Source organism: Pseudomonas sp. 09C 129 (genome assembly GCF_002843625.1).
In the GTDB taxonomy this organism is placed as follows: domain Bacteria; phylum Pseudomonadota; class Gammaproteobacteria; order Pseudomonadales; family Pseudomonadaceae; genus Aquipseudomonas; species Aquipseudomonas chlororaphis.
This window is the reverse complement of the sequence record NZ_CP025261.1, coordinates 6398494-6412362: the sequence shown is the minus strand read 5'-3', so window position 1 is coordinate 6412362 and position 13869 is coordinate 6398494. Positions and strand designations below refer to the sequence as shown.

Below are 13869 nucleotides of genomic sequence, written 5' to 3'. Positions count from 1 at the left end.
TTCGCAGTTATCGACCGAGTTAACGGCAAATAGTTTACAAAGTGCCATCAATCGCGCGCGATATACCCGCGCTTGCTCTTACATACCAGCATATTTTTTCAATCAGACTGTTGCGACCTTTCTATTTAGAGTTCGACTCTTTGGTCACTAGCCTCTGACAGGCGCACCTGGATGCGTTCGATTAAAACCAGAGGAATAAAACATGACCATGATCATTGGCCTTGGGAGCTTTTCCCAACGACGCGTATTGGGCGTACTCGCCGCCAGTATGCTTTCTCTTTCCGTACAGGCCGCCACTCTGACCCGCGACAACGGGGCCGCGGTGGGCGATAACCAGAACTCGCAGACCGCGGGCGCTACCGGACCGGTATTGCTGCAGGATGTGCAGTTGATCCAGAAGCTCCAGCGTTTCGATCGCGAGCGCATTCCAGAGCGGGTGGTGCATGCCCGTGGCACCGGTGCCCATGGTTCCTTCACCGTGACCGACAGCCTGAGCGACCTGACCAAGGCCAAGGTATTCGCCGCCGGCCAGGTAACACCGGTATTCGTGCGTTTTTCCGCGGTAGTGCATGGCAACCATTCGCCGGAAACCCTGCGTGACCCGCGTGGTTTTGCCACCAAGTTCTATACCGCCGATGGTAACTGGGACCTGGTCGGCAACAACTTCCCGACCTTCTTTATTCGCGACGCGATCAAATTCCCGGACATGGTTCATGCGTTCAAACCTGATCCACGGACCAACCTGGATGACGATTCCCGGCGCTTCGATTTCTTCTCCCATGTTCCGGAAGCCACCCGGACCCTGACCGAGCTGTATTCCAATTCCGGCACTCCGGCCAGTTACAGGGAAATGGACGGTAACGGCGTGCACGCCTACAAGTTGGTGAATGCCAAGGGCGAAGTGCATTACGTGAAGTTTCACTGGAAGAGTTTGCAGGGCATCAACAACCTCGATCCCAAACAAGTGGTCGAGGTGCAGGGGCGCGATTACAGCCATATGACCAATGACCTGGTGACGCATATCAACAAGGGCGACTTCCCGAAATGGGACCTGTATGTCCAGGTCCTGAAGCCGGAAGATCTGGCCAAGTTCGATTTCGACCCGCTGGATGCCACCAAGATCTGGCCGGGCGTGCCTGAGCGCAAGGTCGGGCAGATGGTGCTCAACCGCAACCCGGCCAACGTGTTCCAGGAAACTGAACAGGTGGCCATGGCTCCGGCCAACCTGGTACCGGGCATCGAGCCGTCGGAAGACCGCCTGCTGCAAGGCCGGGTGTTCTCCTATGCCGATACCCAGCTGTACCGCCTGGGCGCCAACGCCCTGCAATTGCCGATCAACGCGCCGAAAGTCGCGGTGAACAATGGCAACCAGGACGGCGCGATGAACAGCGGCAGCACCAGCACCGGCGTGAACTACCAGCCGAGCCGCCTGATGCCGCGTGAAGAGCCGCAAAGCGCGCGTTACAGCCAGCTGGCGCTGAGTGGCAGCACCCAGCAGGCGAAGATCCAGCGCGAGCAGAACTTCAAGCAGGCCGGCGATCTGTATCGTTCGCTGAGCCAGAAGGAGCGTCAGGACCTGATCGAGAACTTCGGCGGTTCCCTGGCGACCACCGATGACGAGAGCAAGCACATCATGCTGTCGTTCCTCTACAAGGCCGATCCGGAGTACGGCACTGGCGTGACCAAGGTGGCCAAGGGTGACCTGGCCCGGGTCAAGGCCCTGGCCGCCAAGCTGTCGGATTGATCCCACCCCGCGTCACGCCCCTGGCGTGACGCTTCCTCTTTATATAGGCGCGAGGCTTGCCCGCGAAAGGCCGCAAAGCGGCCTCAATACCGGTGATGGCGTTCTAACTGACGAGCGTATTTGCCCGGGCTGAAGTCATCGCGGGCAAGCCTCGCTCCTACAGAATCTTTGAGACAAGGGAGTCGCACCATGCGCCTGTTCATTTCGCTGCTGCTGGCCGCCTGCTCGCTGGGTGCTCATGCGCAGCCACCGGCCCCCACGGACCCGGTGGCGGTCAAGGTCCAACTAGAGAATTACTACTTCGATGCGGCCCGTCGCGGCGACGTCGAGATGCTCAATACCTTTATCGAGGCCGGTTATTCCCTCGATACCCAGGACGAGAAGGGCTACACCGCCCTGATCCTCGCGGCATATCACGGCCAGGGGCCGGCGGTGGAGCGTTTGCTGGCCGCCGGTGCCGACGCCTGCGTGCAGGATAAAAGGGGCAACACGGCGCTGATGGGCGCCATTTTCAAGGGCGAAGTGAAGATCGCCCGGCGCCTGCTGGCCACCGACTGCAACCCCGACCAGCGCAACGGCGCCGGCCAGACGGCGGCGATGTACGCCGGGCTGTTCAAGCGGGTGGAGCTGCTCGACGCCCTGGCGACCAAGGGCGCCGACCTGAATGCCGAGGACTCGCTGGGCAACAGCGCCACGCGTCTGGCCGAGGGCGAAATCCGCACGGTGGCGCCGCGCTGATCCGCTCCAGCTGAGCTATCATCGCGGTTTTTGCCCGGGGGATCAGATGGCCAAGGCCAAGCGCATGTACGGCTGCACCGAGTGCGGCGCAACCTTTCCCAAATGGGCCGGCCAGTGCGGCGAATGCGGGGCCTGGAACACCCTGACCGAAACCATGGTGGAAAGCGGCGGTGCCGCGGCCCCCAGCGGTCGTACCGGCTGGGCCGGGCAGCAGGCGCAGATCAAGACCCTGGCCGAAGTCAGCGTCGAAGAGATCCCGCGTTTTTCCACGGCTTCCGGCGAACTGGACCGGGTGCTCGGCGGCGGCCTGGTCGACGGTTCGGTGGTGCTGATCGGTGGCGACCCGGGGATCGGCAAGTCGACCATTTTGTTACAGACCTTGTGCAACATCGCCACCCGCATGCCGGCGCTCTACGTCACTGGCGAGGAATCGCAGCAACAGGTGGCGATGCGCGCCCGGCGCCTGGGCCTGCCCCAGGACCAGCTGCGGGTGATGACCGAAACCTGTATCGAAACCATCATCGCCACGGCCCGGCAGGAGAAGCCCAAGGTCATGGTGATCGACTCGATTCAGACCATCTTCACCGAGCAACTGCAATCGGCCCCCGGCGGTGTTTCCCAGGTGCGCGAGAGCGCGGCGCTGCTGGTGCGTTACGCCAAGCAGAGCGGCACGGCGATCTTCCTGGTGGGCCATGTGACCAAGGAGGGTGCGCTGGCCGGGCCGCGGGTCCTCGAGCACATGGTCGACACCGTGCTGTATTTCGAAGGTGAATCCGACGGCCGTCTGCGCTTGCTGCGGGCGGTGAAGAACCGTTTCGGCGCGGTCAACGAACTGGGCGTGTTCGGCATGACCGACCGCGGCCTGAAAGAAGTTTCCAATCCTTCGGCGATCTTTCTCACCCGTGCCCAGGAAGAAGTCCCGGGCAGTGTGGTCATGGCTACCTGGGAAGGCACCCGGCCGATGCTGGTGGAAGTCCAGGCGCTGGTGGATGACAGCCACCTGGCCAACCCGCGGCGGGTTACCCTGGGCCTGGACCAGAACCGCCTGGCGATGCTGCTGGCGGTACTGCACCGCCACGGCGGCATTCCGACCCACGATCAGGACGTGTTCCTCAACGTCGTCGGCGGGGTCAAGGTGCTGGAAACCGCCTCCGACCTGGCGCTGATGGCGGCGGTGATGTCCAGCCTGCGCAATCGGCCCTTGCCCCACGACTTGCTGGTGTTCGGCGAAGTCGGCCTGTCTGGTGAAGTGCGCCCGGTGCCGAGCGGCCAGGAGCGCCTCAAGGAAGCGGCCAAGCACGGCTTCAAACGGGCCATCGTGCCCAAGGGCAATGCCCCTAAAGAGCCACCGCCGGGCTTGCGAATCATTGCGGTAACCCGTCTGGAGCAGGCGCTGGATGCGCTGTTCGAATGACCCCTTGTGCCACTGAAAGGAAGCAGTTGATGCAGATGACAGGAGCGGGCCTTGGCGCCCTTGGTTTTACGCTATTTTGGGTAAGCGGCCTGGCTGTGGCCAGCCAGGAAGATGCGCCGCACGGCTATCGGATCGCCCAGGAACTGCTGGTCGGCGACGGCACGGTGCTCGAGGTGCTGGAAGACCGACGCATCACCGCGCAATTGCATGCGCAGAGCTGGGGCAGCGGCCTGGACGAGGAAACTTTCGACGAGTCGACGGACAGCGAGCACCAGCCGCAGCTGGAGGCTCGGGTGCGTCTGGTGTCGGAGGTCGGCGAAGTGCTGGCCGAGCAGTCCCTGGGCTACCCGCTGGCGAAGGTGGAGAAGGCGCCGCTCAGTGGCCTGCCATACCCGGCGTTTTTCCTCACCGTCGATCAGACGGCCCCAATGGGCAGCTATAGCGGCCCGGCCACGCAGATCCTGGCACCGACGCAAAGCCGCTTGGAGCCCGTACTGTATCGGGACGAAAACGGGGAGCAGCGCCCGCTGGCGATGGCCCAGACCGGCAAGGCGGCCTGGCGGATACTTCCATCGGCATCGGGGGCTACCGAGTCGATCGCCCAGGTGTCTTCGGCGCCTGCCAGCGAGGGTGACGATTTTGTGACCACCTACCGGATTTATCGCTGGGTGGACGGGCAGTGGACCGCCGCCAGTCGGCAACAGCCCGGTTATTGGGATATGGAAAGCGAATTTCCCGAGCCCTCGGCGTTCCCCTGAACGGCTGACGGGAAGAGGCGGGCGCTCAAACCTCCAGCAGCGCCCCCAGCTCGCGCTCCAGCTCCTGCGGGTCGGCGAGATTCAGTTCGATCAGCCGGCGCAGATGTTCGATCGACTCCAGGTCTATATGCAGGCAGACGAAGCCCAACTGACCGTGATCGTCGTGCGCCAGTCGCACGTCCATGCGTACTTCGGCGTCATCGCTCAAATGGATATCGGCTTCGAACGGCTGGCTTTCGTCCCCCAGCCAGGGATCGGGGCGCTGGATCAGCATGCCCCTGAGCGAGAGATCGACCAACTGCACGGACCAGCGATAAGGGCCCTGGCTCAGTTCGGTACGGGCATCGAAGGCGATGCGTTTGAAACGGCGACGATCGGAATGGTGTTCGCTCATGAGCAGCCCCTCTGCATGGTGAAATGACTATAGACCCGGGTTTGCCCAACCCGCTACAGCCAGCGGCGCACCTTGCGGCAATAGTCACGGTAGCGGTCGCCGAACAACTCCAGCAGATGGTGCTCGTCCGGCCGGATCACCGTCAGGTTCATCAGGTAAATCAGCAGCGGCAACAGCAGCCACGGCCACAGGCTGCCGAGCAACAGGGCGATGGCGCAGTAACCCAGGGTGTCGCCGAGATTGATGGGGTTGCGCGAGATTGCGAACGGGCCATCGCACAGCAGGCGCCGGGGTTCGCCGGCATTGCTGGTGGTGGTGTGCCGTTGCCTGAGACGCCATATCGCCCAGAACGACAGGCCCTGGCCGCCGATAATCAACAGCAGGGCCAGGGTGCGCAGCCAGCCGTTGACCGGGACCGGCAAGGGCACACCGTCGGCAAGCGACAGCGCCGCCACCAGGAACAGCAGATACAGCAGCGGTGGTGACAACGGCGGTCTATTGGGCGGCGCGGGCATGGGCACTCCAGACGACGAGTCCTTACAGGTGCGACCGCTTTTTCGCTCGGGTGGTTCAGTGCTCCGGGAACGCTTGCACCGAGGCGGTGCAAAACCTAGGAAAAAACTCAAAAGGACGCTCTAGACCAACGTGGGGGGTGGCCTTTGGGGCCAGTAGCGCTAAACTCCGGATGGCTGTCTTTCTTGTCCACCCTGGCTGGAATAATAAAATGAAAAATAATAATAGCCCGCTACGCCACTTACCCTGGCTGGTGCTGGCAATCGTAGGAGCGTGCGCCCTCGGCGTAGTGGCATTGCGCCGCGGCGAGGCGATCAACGCCTTGTGGATCGTGGTCGCTGCCGTGGCCATCTATCTGGTCGCATACCGTTACTACAGCCTGTTCATCGCTAACAACGTGATGCAGCTCGATGCGCGCCGGGCCACCCCCGCCGTGCTCAACAACGACGGTCTGGACTACGTTCCGACCAACAAGCACATTCTCTTCGGTCACCACTTCGCGGCCATCGCCGGCGCGGGCCCGCTGGTGGGGCCGGTACTGGCGGCGCAGATGGGCTACCTGCCCGGCACGCTCTGGCTGATTGCCGGGGTGGTGCTGGCGGGGGCGGTGCAGGACTTCATGGTCCTGTTCATGTCCACCCGGCGCAACGGCCGTTCCCTGGGCGACATGGTCCGTGAGGAAATGGGCCGGATCCCGGGGACCATCGCGCTGTTCGGCTGCTTCCTGATCATGATCATCATCCTTGCGGTGCTGGCGCTGATCGTGGTCAAGGCCCTGGCCGAAAGCCCGTGGGGCATCTTCACGGTGATGGCGACCATCCCGATCGCGATGTTCATGGGCGTCTACATGCGCTACATCCGCCCGGGCCGCATCGGTGAAATCTCCATCATCGGCGTGCTCCTGCTGCTGGGCTCGATCTGGCTGGGGGGCCAGATCGCCGCGGATCCCGTGTGGTCCAAGGCCTTCACCTTCACCGGCGTACAGATCACCTGGATGCTGATCGGCTACGGTTTCGTCGCCGCGGTGCTGCCGGTATGGCTGATCCTGGCGCCTCGCGACTACCTGTCGACCTTCCTCAAGATCGGCACCATCATCGCCCTGGCGATCGGCATCCTGATCACCATGCCCGAGCTGAAGATGCCGGCGCTGACCCAGTTCACCGACGGCACCGGCCCGGTCTGGAAAGGCGGCCTGTTCCCGTTCCTGTTCATCACCATCGCCTGTGGCGCGGTGTCCGGCTTCCACGCGCTGATCTCTTCCGGGACCACGCCGAAGCTGCTGGATAACGAAACCAACGCCCGTTACATAGGTTACGGCGGCATGCTGATGGAGTCCTTCGTGGCCATCATGGCGATGGTTGCCGCTTCGGTGATCGAGCCTGGCGTGTACTTCGCCATGAACAGCCCGGCAGCCATCGTCGGCGGTGACGTGGTCACTGTGGCGCAGACGGTCAGCAGCTGGGGCTTCGCCATCACTCCGGACGCCCTGCAAGCGGTGGCCAAGGACATCGGTGAAACCACCATCCTGGCCCGTGCCGGCGGTGCGCCGACCCTGGCGGTCGGTATCGCGCAGATCCTGCACACGGTGCTGCCGGGCGAGAACACCATGGCGTTCTGGTACCACTTCGCGATCCTGTTCGAAGCGCTGTTCATCCTGACCGCGGTGGACGCCGGTACCCGTGCCGGTCGTTTCATGCTGCAGGACCTGCTGGGCTCCTTCGTGCCAGCCCTGAAACGCACCGAGTCCTGGACCGCCAACCTGATCGCCACCGCCGGCTGCGTGGCCCTCTGGGGTTACCTGCTGTACCAGGGCGTGATCGACCCGCTGGGCGGCATCAACACCCTGTGGCCACTGTTCGGCATCTCCAACCAGATGCTGGCGGGTATCGCGCTGATGCTCGGCACCGTGGTGCTGATCAAGATGAAGCGTCAACGCTACATCTGGGTGACCTTGCTGCCAGCCGCCTGGCTGCTGATCTGCACCACCACCGCGGGCCTCATCAAGCTGTTCGACGCCAACCCGGCAGTCGGTTTCCTGGCCCTGGCCAAGAAGTACAGCGATGCCCTGGCCAATGGTCAGATCCTCGCGCCGGCCAAGGACATCACGCAGATGCAGCACGTGATCTTCAACGCCTACACCAACGCCACGCTGACGGTGCTGTTCCTGCTGGTGGTATTCAGCATCCTGTTCTACGCCCTCAAGGTGGGTATTTCCGCCTGGGGTAAAAAAGAACGCACGGATAAAGAATCGCCATTCCATGCACTGCCAGATGCTTGATCGAGGACTGCAATCGTGTTCAATGACCTGAGTCGCCTCGGTAAATACCTCGGTCAGGCCGCGCGCCTGATGGTCGGCATGCCCGACTACGACAACTACGTCGAGCATATGCAGACCAAGCACCCGGACAAGCCGGTGATGTCGTATGAGGCGTTCTTCCGGGAACGCCAGGAAGCACGATACGGCGGCAAAGCCGGGCCAAAATGCTGTTGATTCGTTAGTCCCTCTGTAGGAGCGAGCGTGCTCGCGAAAAACGTAAAGACGCCGAGTTCATTCTGAACGCACATGGTGTCCTTGAGTTCTTCGCGAGCAAGCTCGCTCCTACAGTTGTTTTTGCGTTCCCATTTTTTCAGGAGAACCGCTTTTGTCCTCTCCAATCCCCGTCACCGTTCTCAGCGGTTTCCTCGGCGCCGGCAAGACCACCTTGCTGCGCCACCTGCTCAAGGCCGAACACGGTCTGAAAATCGCCGTGATCGAAAACGAATTCAGCGATGCCGGTATCGACACCCAGTTGCTGGGCGACGAGCCGGTGCAAGTGATGACGCTGTCCAATGGCTGCGTCTGCTGCACCATCCACACCGATCTGACCAAGGCGCTGTACCTGTTGCTGGAACGGCTGGACAGCGGCGAGATCGCCTTCGACCGGCTGGTGATCGAATGCACCGGGCTGGCCGACCCCGCGCCCGTGGCCCAGACCTTCTTCATCGACGAAGAGCTGCGCGAGCGCTATATCCTCGACGGCATCATCACCCTGGTGGACGCCAAGCACGCCGAGCACCACTTGACCCAGACCATCGCCCAGGCCCAGATCGGCTTCGCCGACCGTCTGCTGGTGAGCAAGCGCGACCTGGTGGACGAGCAGACCTTCAATGCGCTGAGCGAGCGCCTGACCCGGATCAACCGCCGTGCGCCGATCCGTGTGGTCGAGCATGGGCGCATCGATTTGGCCGAACTGCTGGATGTGCGAGGCTTCAACCTGAATGCCGACCTGGGCGGCGGTGTCAGCCTGCGTCCGGTGAGCAAGGCGCCTTCCATCGATCGTATTTCCAGCCTGGTGCTGCGCACCGACGCGCCGCTGGATATCGACCGGCTCAGCGAGTTCATGAACGAACTGCTGGAAGAACACGGCAAGCAGCTACTGCGCTACAAGGGCGTGCTGAACATTGCCGGCGAGCCACGGCGCCTGGTGTTCCAGGGCGTGCTCAAGCTGTACGGTTTCGACTGGGATACCGAATGGGCCGAAGGCGAGGCGCGCGAGAGCGTGATTGTGTTCATTGCCGACGATCTGCCGGAAGAAAAGATCCGTGCCGGATTCGCCCGGATGGCGGCGCAGTAGTTTCGTTACACATTTGCCACGAGGTCATCGCGAACAAGCCCGCTCCGGTCTGCAGGAGCGAGCGTGCTCGCGAAACGCCGGTTACTGTGGAACCGCGCTGGCCTTGAGCAACCTTTCCTCCAGGTGAGCCAGGTGCCCGGTCATCAAGGCGACCGCGGCCTTTACGTCACCGTCTTCGATGGCATCGACAATCGCCGCGTGCTCCTGCCAGGCGCAATGGCTGCAGGCGCGGGTTTCATGGTGGGCAATCGCCAGTGACGTCAGCGGCACCAGGCTGCCGAGGAAATGCGCCAGCGGCGCGTTGCCAGCCACCTCGGCCAATTGCAGGTGGAACTCGCCGGACAGGCGGATCGCCGGGCCACGCAAGCCGCGGTCGATGCAATCGCGCTCAGCGGCGATCAGCTCCCGCAGACGCTTGAGGTTGCGCGGTGCCGGTTGCTGGCAGGCGAGCCTGACCAGGGTGATTTCCGTCAGGCGTCGGGCGTGCAGGATCTGTCGCGTTTGCTCGTGGTCCGGAGCCGCCACCTGAGGCCGGTGGTTGGGCCGCAGGATGATCACCTGTTGATGGGACAAGCGCGCCAGGACCTGGCGAATGATGCTGCGACTGACCCCGAACACTTCGCCGAGGCTGTCCTCGGTGAACCGGCTGGCGGGGGCGATGCGTTGTTCGAGAATGGCATCGAAAATCTGCGGATAGACATCGTCGACCAGCAGTTTTCTCTCGCCGCTGCGGCGCCGTGGCAGGGCAGCGGGGAGGGGGAATGCAAGTTTGTTCAAGGCGTAGCTGGCCATGGCCTGTCTCCAGTCCGGTTACCGATACGAAAGTGTTGTGCGGCTTAGTTGCCCAGATGGTCGTCCGGGATGTTCAGCTCGATGCCCATGCGCTGGCCTTCCCTGAGGATGTGCCGGCGCATTTCGGCACTGGCCAGCGCGCTGTTCTTGTTGCGGATCGCCCGGACCACCGCTTCGTTTTCTTCCAGGCGTTCGGCCAGGTGCTCCGGCGAGTTGCGCAGGATCTCAGCGCTCTGCTTGAGGGCGTTGCTGGTCTGCTGCACCACGTTCTGGAAGATCGGGTTGGAGGTCAGGGTGAACAGCTCTTCATGGAAGGCGATGTAGGCGTTCATCCCGGCTTCGCTGTCGTTGGCGTCCAGGGCCTCGCGCATGTCCATCAGGGTCAGGCGCAACTGGCCCACTTCCTTGCTGCTGATGGACTGCGCCACCAGGCCGACGATGAACGGCTCGAGGGTGTAGCGCAGTTGCAGCACATCCTCGAGGCTGGCGCCCGCCACGCCGCTGTCGCTGGCCGGTTGTTCGTTGAGGCTGGCCTCCAGCACCACCACGCCTTTGCCGGGCATGGAGCGCACCAGGCCCAGGGTTTCCAGAACAGTCACCGCCTCGCGCAGGCTCGGGCGGCTGATGCCCAGTTGCTCGGCCAATTCACGTTGTCCCGGCAGCATGTCGCCGGAGCGCCATTGGCCACGGGCCAAGGCCGCCCGCAGCTTTTCTACCACTGAATTTACAACCGTTGACGAGGTGATCACTGTTCACTCCCTGGAATATGGCGGATGAGGCCCATGGCAGGCGCTGATTGTTGTGCCTGCCGGCGAGAGGCACAAGGCATGCCTCAGAACTCCTGCTGCTGCGCGCCGGGCAGCGGCTTGCGCGGTTGGAAACCATAGCCCTGCTGGCCGCTCAGGACTTTGTTGGCCCGTTGAATATCGATGTCTTTTTCCCAGCGGGCGATCGCCACGGTGGCGACGCAGTTGCCGATCAGGTTGGTCAGCGCCCGGCCGATGCCCATGAACCAGTCCACCGCCAGCACCAGCACCAGGCCCACCACCGGGATGGCCGGGATCGCCGTCAGGGTGGCGGCCAGGATTACCAGCGCCGAACCGGGAATCCCGTGGGCGCCTTTGGAGGTGATCAGCGATACCAGCAGGATGGTCAGCAGGTCGGACATCGACAACGGCGTACCGGTGGCATTGGCGATGAAGACGATGGCCAGGGTCAGGTAGATCGAGAACCCGTCGAGGTTGAACGAATAACCCGTCGGGATGACCAGGCCGACCGTGGAACTGCCGATGCCCAGGTGCTCCAGTTTGCGCATGATCTGTGGCAGTACGGCGTCGGAGGAGGCGGTGCCGAGGACGATCAGCAATTCCTCGCGCAGGTATTTGAGGAACGGCAGCATGCGCAGGCCGGAACAGCGCATGACCAGCCCGAGAATCACCGCCACGAAGGCGAAGCAGGTCAGGTAGAACAGGCCCACCAGGCTGCCCAGGTGCTGCAGCGAGTCCAGGCCGTATTTGCTGGTGGTGAAGGCGATGGCGCCGAACACGCCGATCGGCGCCAGGCGCACGATCATGCCCATGATGCGGAAGATGATGTGGCTGAGTTCGTTGATCAGCCGCGAGATACCGGAAGCGGCTTCGCCCACCAGATTCAACGCACTGCCGAACAGCACGGAGAACAGCAGCACCTGCAGGATGTTGTTTTCGGCGAAGGCGCCCAGTACCGAGTTGGGGATCAGCCCCATCAGGAACTCGGAGGTGCCGTGCATGTGCTGGCTGCGCTGGGCGATGTCGCCCATGTCGGCGGCGGACAGCTGTTCCAGATGGATATTGGCGCCGCTGCCGATGCCGGTGGTGAAGGCGAAGACCAGGCCGATCACCAGGGCGATGGTGGTCAGGACTTCGAAGTAGATGACCGATTTGAGCCCGATGCGTCCGACCTTTTTCAGGTCGCCGGCGCCGGAGATGCCGCTGACCACCACGCAGAAGACGATCAGGCCGATCAGCATCTTGATCAGCTTGATAAAGGCATCGCCCAGTGGCTTGAGTTGCGAGGAGTATTCGGGGAGTGTCAGTCCGCACACGATGCCGAGCATCAGTCCGAGGACTACCTGGAGGAAAATCGAACGCGAGCACCATCTGAGCATGAGGGGAATCCTGGTCGGTGTCCCGGCTGCCGTGCGCGGAGCGCATCAGATTCGGGACTTAATTATTGTGGTCTTACCGGTATGTCCAGTGCAGGCGCAGTCTATGCCCGATTTTCCCGCGAATACAAGGGTAAATCCGAAAATTGGCATGACCGGTCTGACCAGTGGTGCTGGTCCTGTAGCCGCTGCCGCAGGCTGCGATAAGGGCGAAGGCCTTCCTGCGATCTTCAGAGTGTCGCGGCCGTGCCGGCCGATCGCAGCCTGCGGCAGCGGCTACAGGCCCCGGGCCAGACAATTCGCGGCCGAAAAAAAGCCCGGCGCGAAGGCCGGGCTTTTCAGGTAACGCTCTGCTAATTAAGCGCCGTATACCGGCAGCTTCTTGCAGATGGCTTTGACTTTCTCACGAACGGCGTCGATCACCGCTTCGTTATTCAGGTCAGCCAGGATGTCGCAGATCCAGCCCGCCAGTTCCTTGCACTCGGCTTCCTTGAAGCCGCGAGTGGTCACAGCCGGAGTACCGAAGCGCAGGCCGGAGGTAACGAACGGGGAGCGTGGGTCGTTTGGCACGGAGTTCTTGTTCACGGTGATGAAGGCCTTGCCCAGGGCGGCATCGGCGTCTTTACCGGAGATTTCCTGCTTGATCAGCGACAGCAGGAACAGGTGGTTCTGCGTACCGCCGGAAACCACGTCGAAACCGCGCTCGATGAACACGCCGGCCATGGCCTGGGCGTTCTTCACCACTTGTTGCTGGTAGGCCTTGAACTCAGGCTGCAGCGCTTCCTTGAAGCAGATGGCCTTGGCGGCAATCACGTGCTCCAGCGGACCGCCCTGGGCGCCCGGGAATACCGCGGAGTTCAGCTTCTTCTCGATGTCGGCGTTGGCGCGCGCCAGGATCAGGCCGCCACGTGGACCGCGCAGGGTCTTGTGGGTGGTGGTGGTTACCACGTCGGCGAAAGGCACCGGGTTCGGGTAGACGCCAGCGGCGACCAGTCCCGCAACGTGAGCCATATCAACAAAGAGATAGGCACCGACCTTGTCGGCGATTGCGCGGAAACGTGGGAAGTCCAGGACCTGCGAGTAGGCAGAGAAGCCGGCCACGATCATCTTCGGCTTGTGCTCGACCGCCAGGCGCTCGACTTCGTCGTAGTCGATCAGGCCGTTGGCATCGATGCCGTACTGGATGGCGTTGTACAGCTTGCCGGAGGAGGAAACGCTGGCGCCGTGGGTCAGGTGACCGCCGTGGGCCAGGCTCATACCCAGGATGGTGTCGCCAGCCGACAGCAGCGCCAGGTAAACGGCGGCGTTGGCTTGCGAGCCGGCGTGCGGCTGAACGTTGGCGTAGTCGGCGCCGAACAGCTCCTTGGCACGGTCGATGGCCAGCTGCTCAACGACGTCGACGTATTCGCAGCCGCCGTAGTAACGCTTGCCTGGGTAACCTTCGGCGTATTTGTTGGTCAGCACCGAGCCTTGAGCTTCCATCACCGCAGGGCTGGTGTAGTTTTCCGAAGCGATCAGCTCAATGTGCTCTTCCTGGCGCTGAGCTTCTTGCTCCATGGCGGCAAAGAGATCGGCGTCGTACTTGGCAATAGTCAAATCACGGCTGAACATGGCGGTCCTCAAGGATCGGGGCAGAAAAGGGGGGCATTCTAACCCAACGGGTTTTAGATGGCATATGAAAGGACATCATGTCGCAGACAAGTGGTGTTCATGAGCTGCCCAGGCTGAGTCCTGTAGCCGCTGCCGCAGGCTGTGATCG

At 62.5% G+C, this 13869-nt stretch carries 13 protein-coding genes; 7 read left to right on the top strand and 6 right to left on the bottom strand.

The features are described 5' to 3' along the window. Nucleotides 1-202: 202 nt before the first annotated feature. The 4 genes from katB to CXQ81_RS28615 all read left to right on the top strand — a co-directional run bounded on the left by katB (nt 203) and on the right by CXQ81_RS28615 (nt 4654). Entirely contained in the window at nt 203-1744 is a 1542-nt protein-coding gene (katB, locus tag CXQ81_RS28630) for a catalase KatB (RefSeq protein WP_009045732.1), read from the top strand. 189 nt (nt 1745-1933) lie between these two features. Continuing rightward, entirely contained in the window at nt 1934-2482 is a 549-nt protein-coding gene (locus tag CXQ81_RS28625) for an ankyrin repeat domain-containing protein (RefSeq protein WP_101339184.1), read from the top strand. Nucleotides 2483-2528: 46 nt separating this feature from the next. Continuing rightward, nucleotides 2529-3896, top strand: a complete 1368-nt coding sequence (gene radA, locus CXQ81_RS28620) for a DNA repair protein RadA (RefSeq protein WP_007930034.1) — start codon at nt 2529-2531, stop codon at nt 3894-3896. Between the two features lie 29 nt (nt 3897-3925). Continuing rightward, nucleotides 3926-4654 carry a hypothetical protein gene (locus tag CXQ81_RS28615; protein WP_101339183.1) on the top strand — a complete coding sequence of 243 codons (729 nt, stop codon included), beginning with the start codon at nt 3926-3928 and terminating at the stop codon, nt 4652-4654. A gap of 25 nt (nt 4655-4679) precedes the next feature. On the opposite strand, the gene CXQ81_RS28610 is transcribed toward CXQ81_RS28615, so the two are convergent. Further along, entirely contained in the window at nt 4680-5048 is a 369-nt protein-coding gene (locus CXQ81_RS28610) for a PilZ domain-containing protein (RefSeq protein WP_007930036.1), read from the bottom strand. Between the two features lie 53 nt (nt 5049-5101). Then, on the bottom strand, nt 5102-5563 hold the full coding sequence (locus CXQ81_RS28605) for an isoprenylcysteine carboxylmethyltransferase family protein (RefSeq protein ID WP_101339182.1): 462 nt from the start codon (nt 5561-5563) through the stop codon (nt 5102-5104). A 209-nt stretch (nt 5564-5772) separates the two neighbouring features. Between CXQ81_RS28605 and CXQ81_RS28600 the strand changes: the two genes are divergently transcribed. From CXQ81_RS28600 to yjiA, 3 genes are all read left to right on the top strand, one after another. Beyond that, nucleotides 5773-7839 carry a carbon starvation CstA family protein gene (locus CXQ81_RS28600; protein WP_007930038.1) on the top strand — a complete coding sequence of 689 codons (2067 nt, stop codon included), beginning with the start codon at nt 5773-5775 and terminating at the stop codon, nt 7837-7839. A 15-nt stretch (nt 7840-7854) separates the two neighbouring features. Continuing rightward, nucleotides 7855-8052: a YbdD/YjiX family protein gene (locus CXQ81_RS28595; RefSeq protein WP_007930039.1), complete on the top strand. Its 198-nt coding sequence runs from the start codon at nt 7855-7857 to the stop codon at nt 8050-8052. Nucleotides 8053-8203: 151 nt separating this feature from the next. Further along, the gene (gene yjiA, locus CXQ81_RS28590) at nt 8204-9175 is read left to right on the top strand and encodes a GTPase (RefSeq protein ID WP_053262749.1); all 972 of its coding nucleotides are present in this window, start codon (nt 8204-8206) and stop codon (nt 9173-9175) included. Nucleotides 9176-9256: 81 nt separating this feature from the next. Here the strand turns inward: yjiA and CXQ81_RS28585 are convergent, their stop codons facing one another. From CXQ81_RS28585 to glyA, 4 genes are all read right to left on the bottom strand, one after another. After that, a complete protein-coding gene (locus tag CXQ81_RS28585) occupies nt 9257-9967 on the bottom strand; it encodes a GntR family transcriptional regulator (RefSeq protein WP_101339181.1) in 711 nt (236 codons plus the stop codon). A 44-nt stretch (nt 9968-10011) separates the two neighbouring features. Beyond that, entirely contained in the window at nt 10012-10716 is a 705-nt protein-coding gene (locus tag CXQ81_RS28580; protein WP_007930042.1) for a FadR/GntR family transcriptional regulator, read from the bottom strand. 83 nt (nt 10717-10799) lie between these two features. Then, on the bottom strand, nt 10800-12113 hold the full coding sequence (locus CXQ81_RS28575) for a C4-dicarboxylate transporter DctA (protein ID WP_009045724.1): 1314 nt from the start codon (nt 12111-12113) through the stop codon (nt 10800-10802). A gap of 354 nt (nt 12114-12467) precedes the next feature. Next, on the bottom strand, nt 12468-13721 hold the full coding sequence (glyA, locus tag CXQ81_RS28565) for a serine hydroxymethyltransferase (protein WP_007924771.1): 1254 nt from the start codon (nt 13719-13721) through the stop codon (nt 12468-12470). Nucleotides 13722-13869 lie beyond the last annotated feature (148 nt).

Coding starts and splice junctions, on each gene's coding strand:
- CXQ81_RS28605 (WP_101339182.1), bottom strand. CDS start 5,563: ATGCCCGCGCCGCCCAATAGACCGCCGTTGTCACCACCGCTGCTGTAT.
- CXQ81_RS28625 (WP_101339184.1), top strand. CDS start 1,934: ATGCGCCTGTTCATTTCGCTGCTGCTGGCCGCCTGCTCGCTGGGTGCT.
- glyA (WP_007924771.1), bottom strand. CDS start 13,721: ATGTTCAGCCGTGATTTGACTATTGCCAAGTACGACGCCGATCTCTTT.
- CXQ81_RS28600 (WP_007930038.1), top strand. CDS start 5,773: ATGAAAAATAATAATAGCCCGCTACGCCACTTACCCTGGCTGGTGCTG.
- katB (WP_009045732.1), top strand. CDS start 203: ATGACCATGATCATTGGCCTTGGGAGCTTTTCCCAACGACGCGTATTG.
- radA (WP_007930034.1), top strand. CDS start 2,529: ATGGCCAAGGCCAAGCGCATGTACGGCTGCACCGAGTGCGGCGCAACC.
- CXQ81_RS28615 (WP_101339183.1), top strand. CDS start 3,926: ATGCAGATGACAGGAGCGGGCCTTGGCGCCCTTGGTTTTACGCTATTT.
- CXQ81_RS28575 (WP_009045724.1), bottom strand. CDS start 12,113: ATGCTCAGATGGTGCTCGCGTTCGATTTTCCTCCAGGTAGTCCTCGGA.
- CXQ81_RS28610 (WP_007930036.1), bottom strand. CDS start 5,048: ATGAGCGAACACCATTCCGATCGTCGCCGTTTCAAACGCATCGCCTTC.
- CXQ81_RS28585 (WP_101339181.1), bottom strand. CDS start 9,967: ATGGCCAGCTACGCCTTGAACAAACTTGCATTCCCCCTCCCCGCTGCC.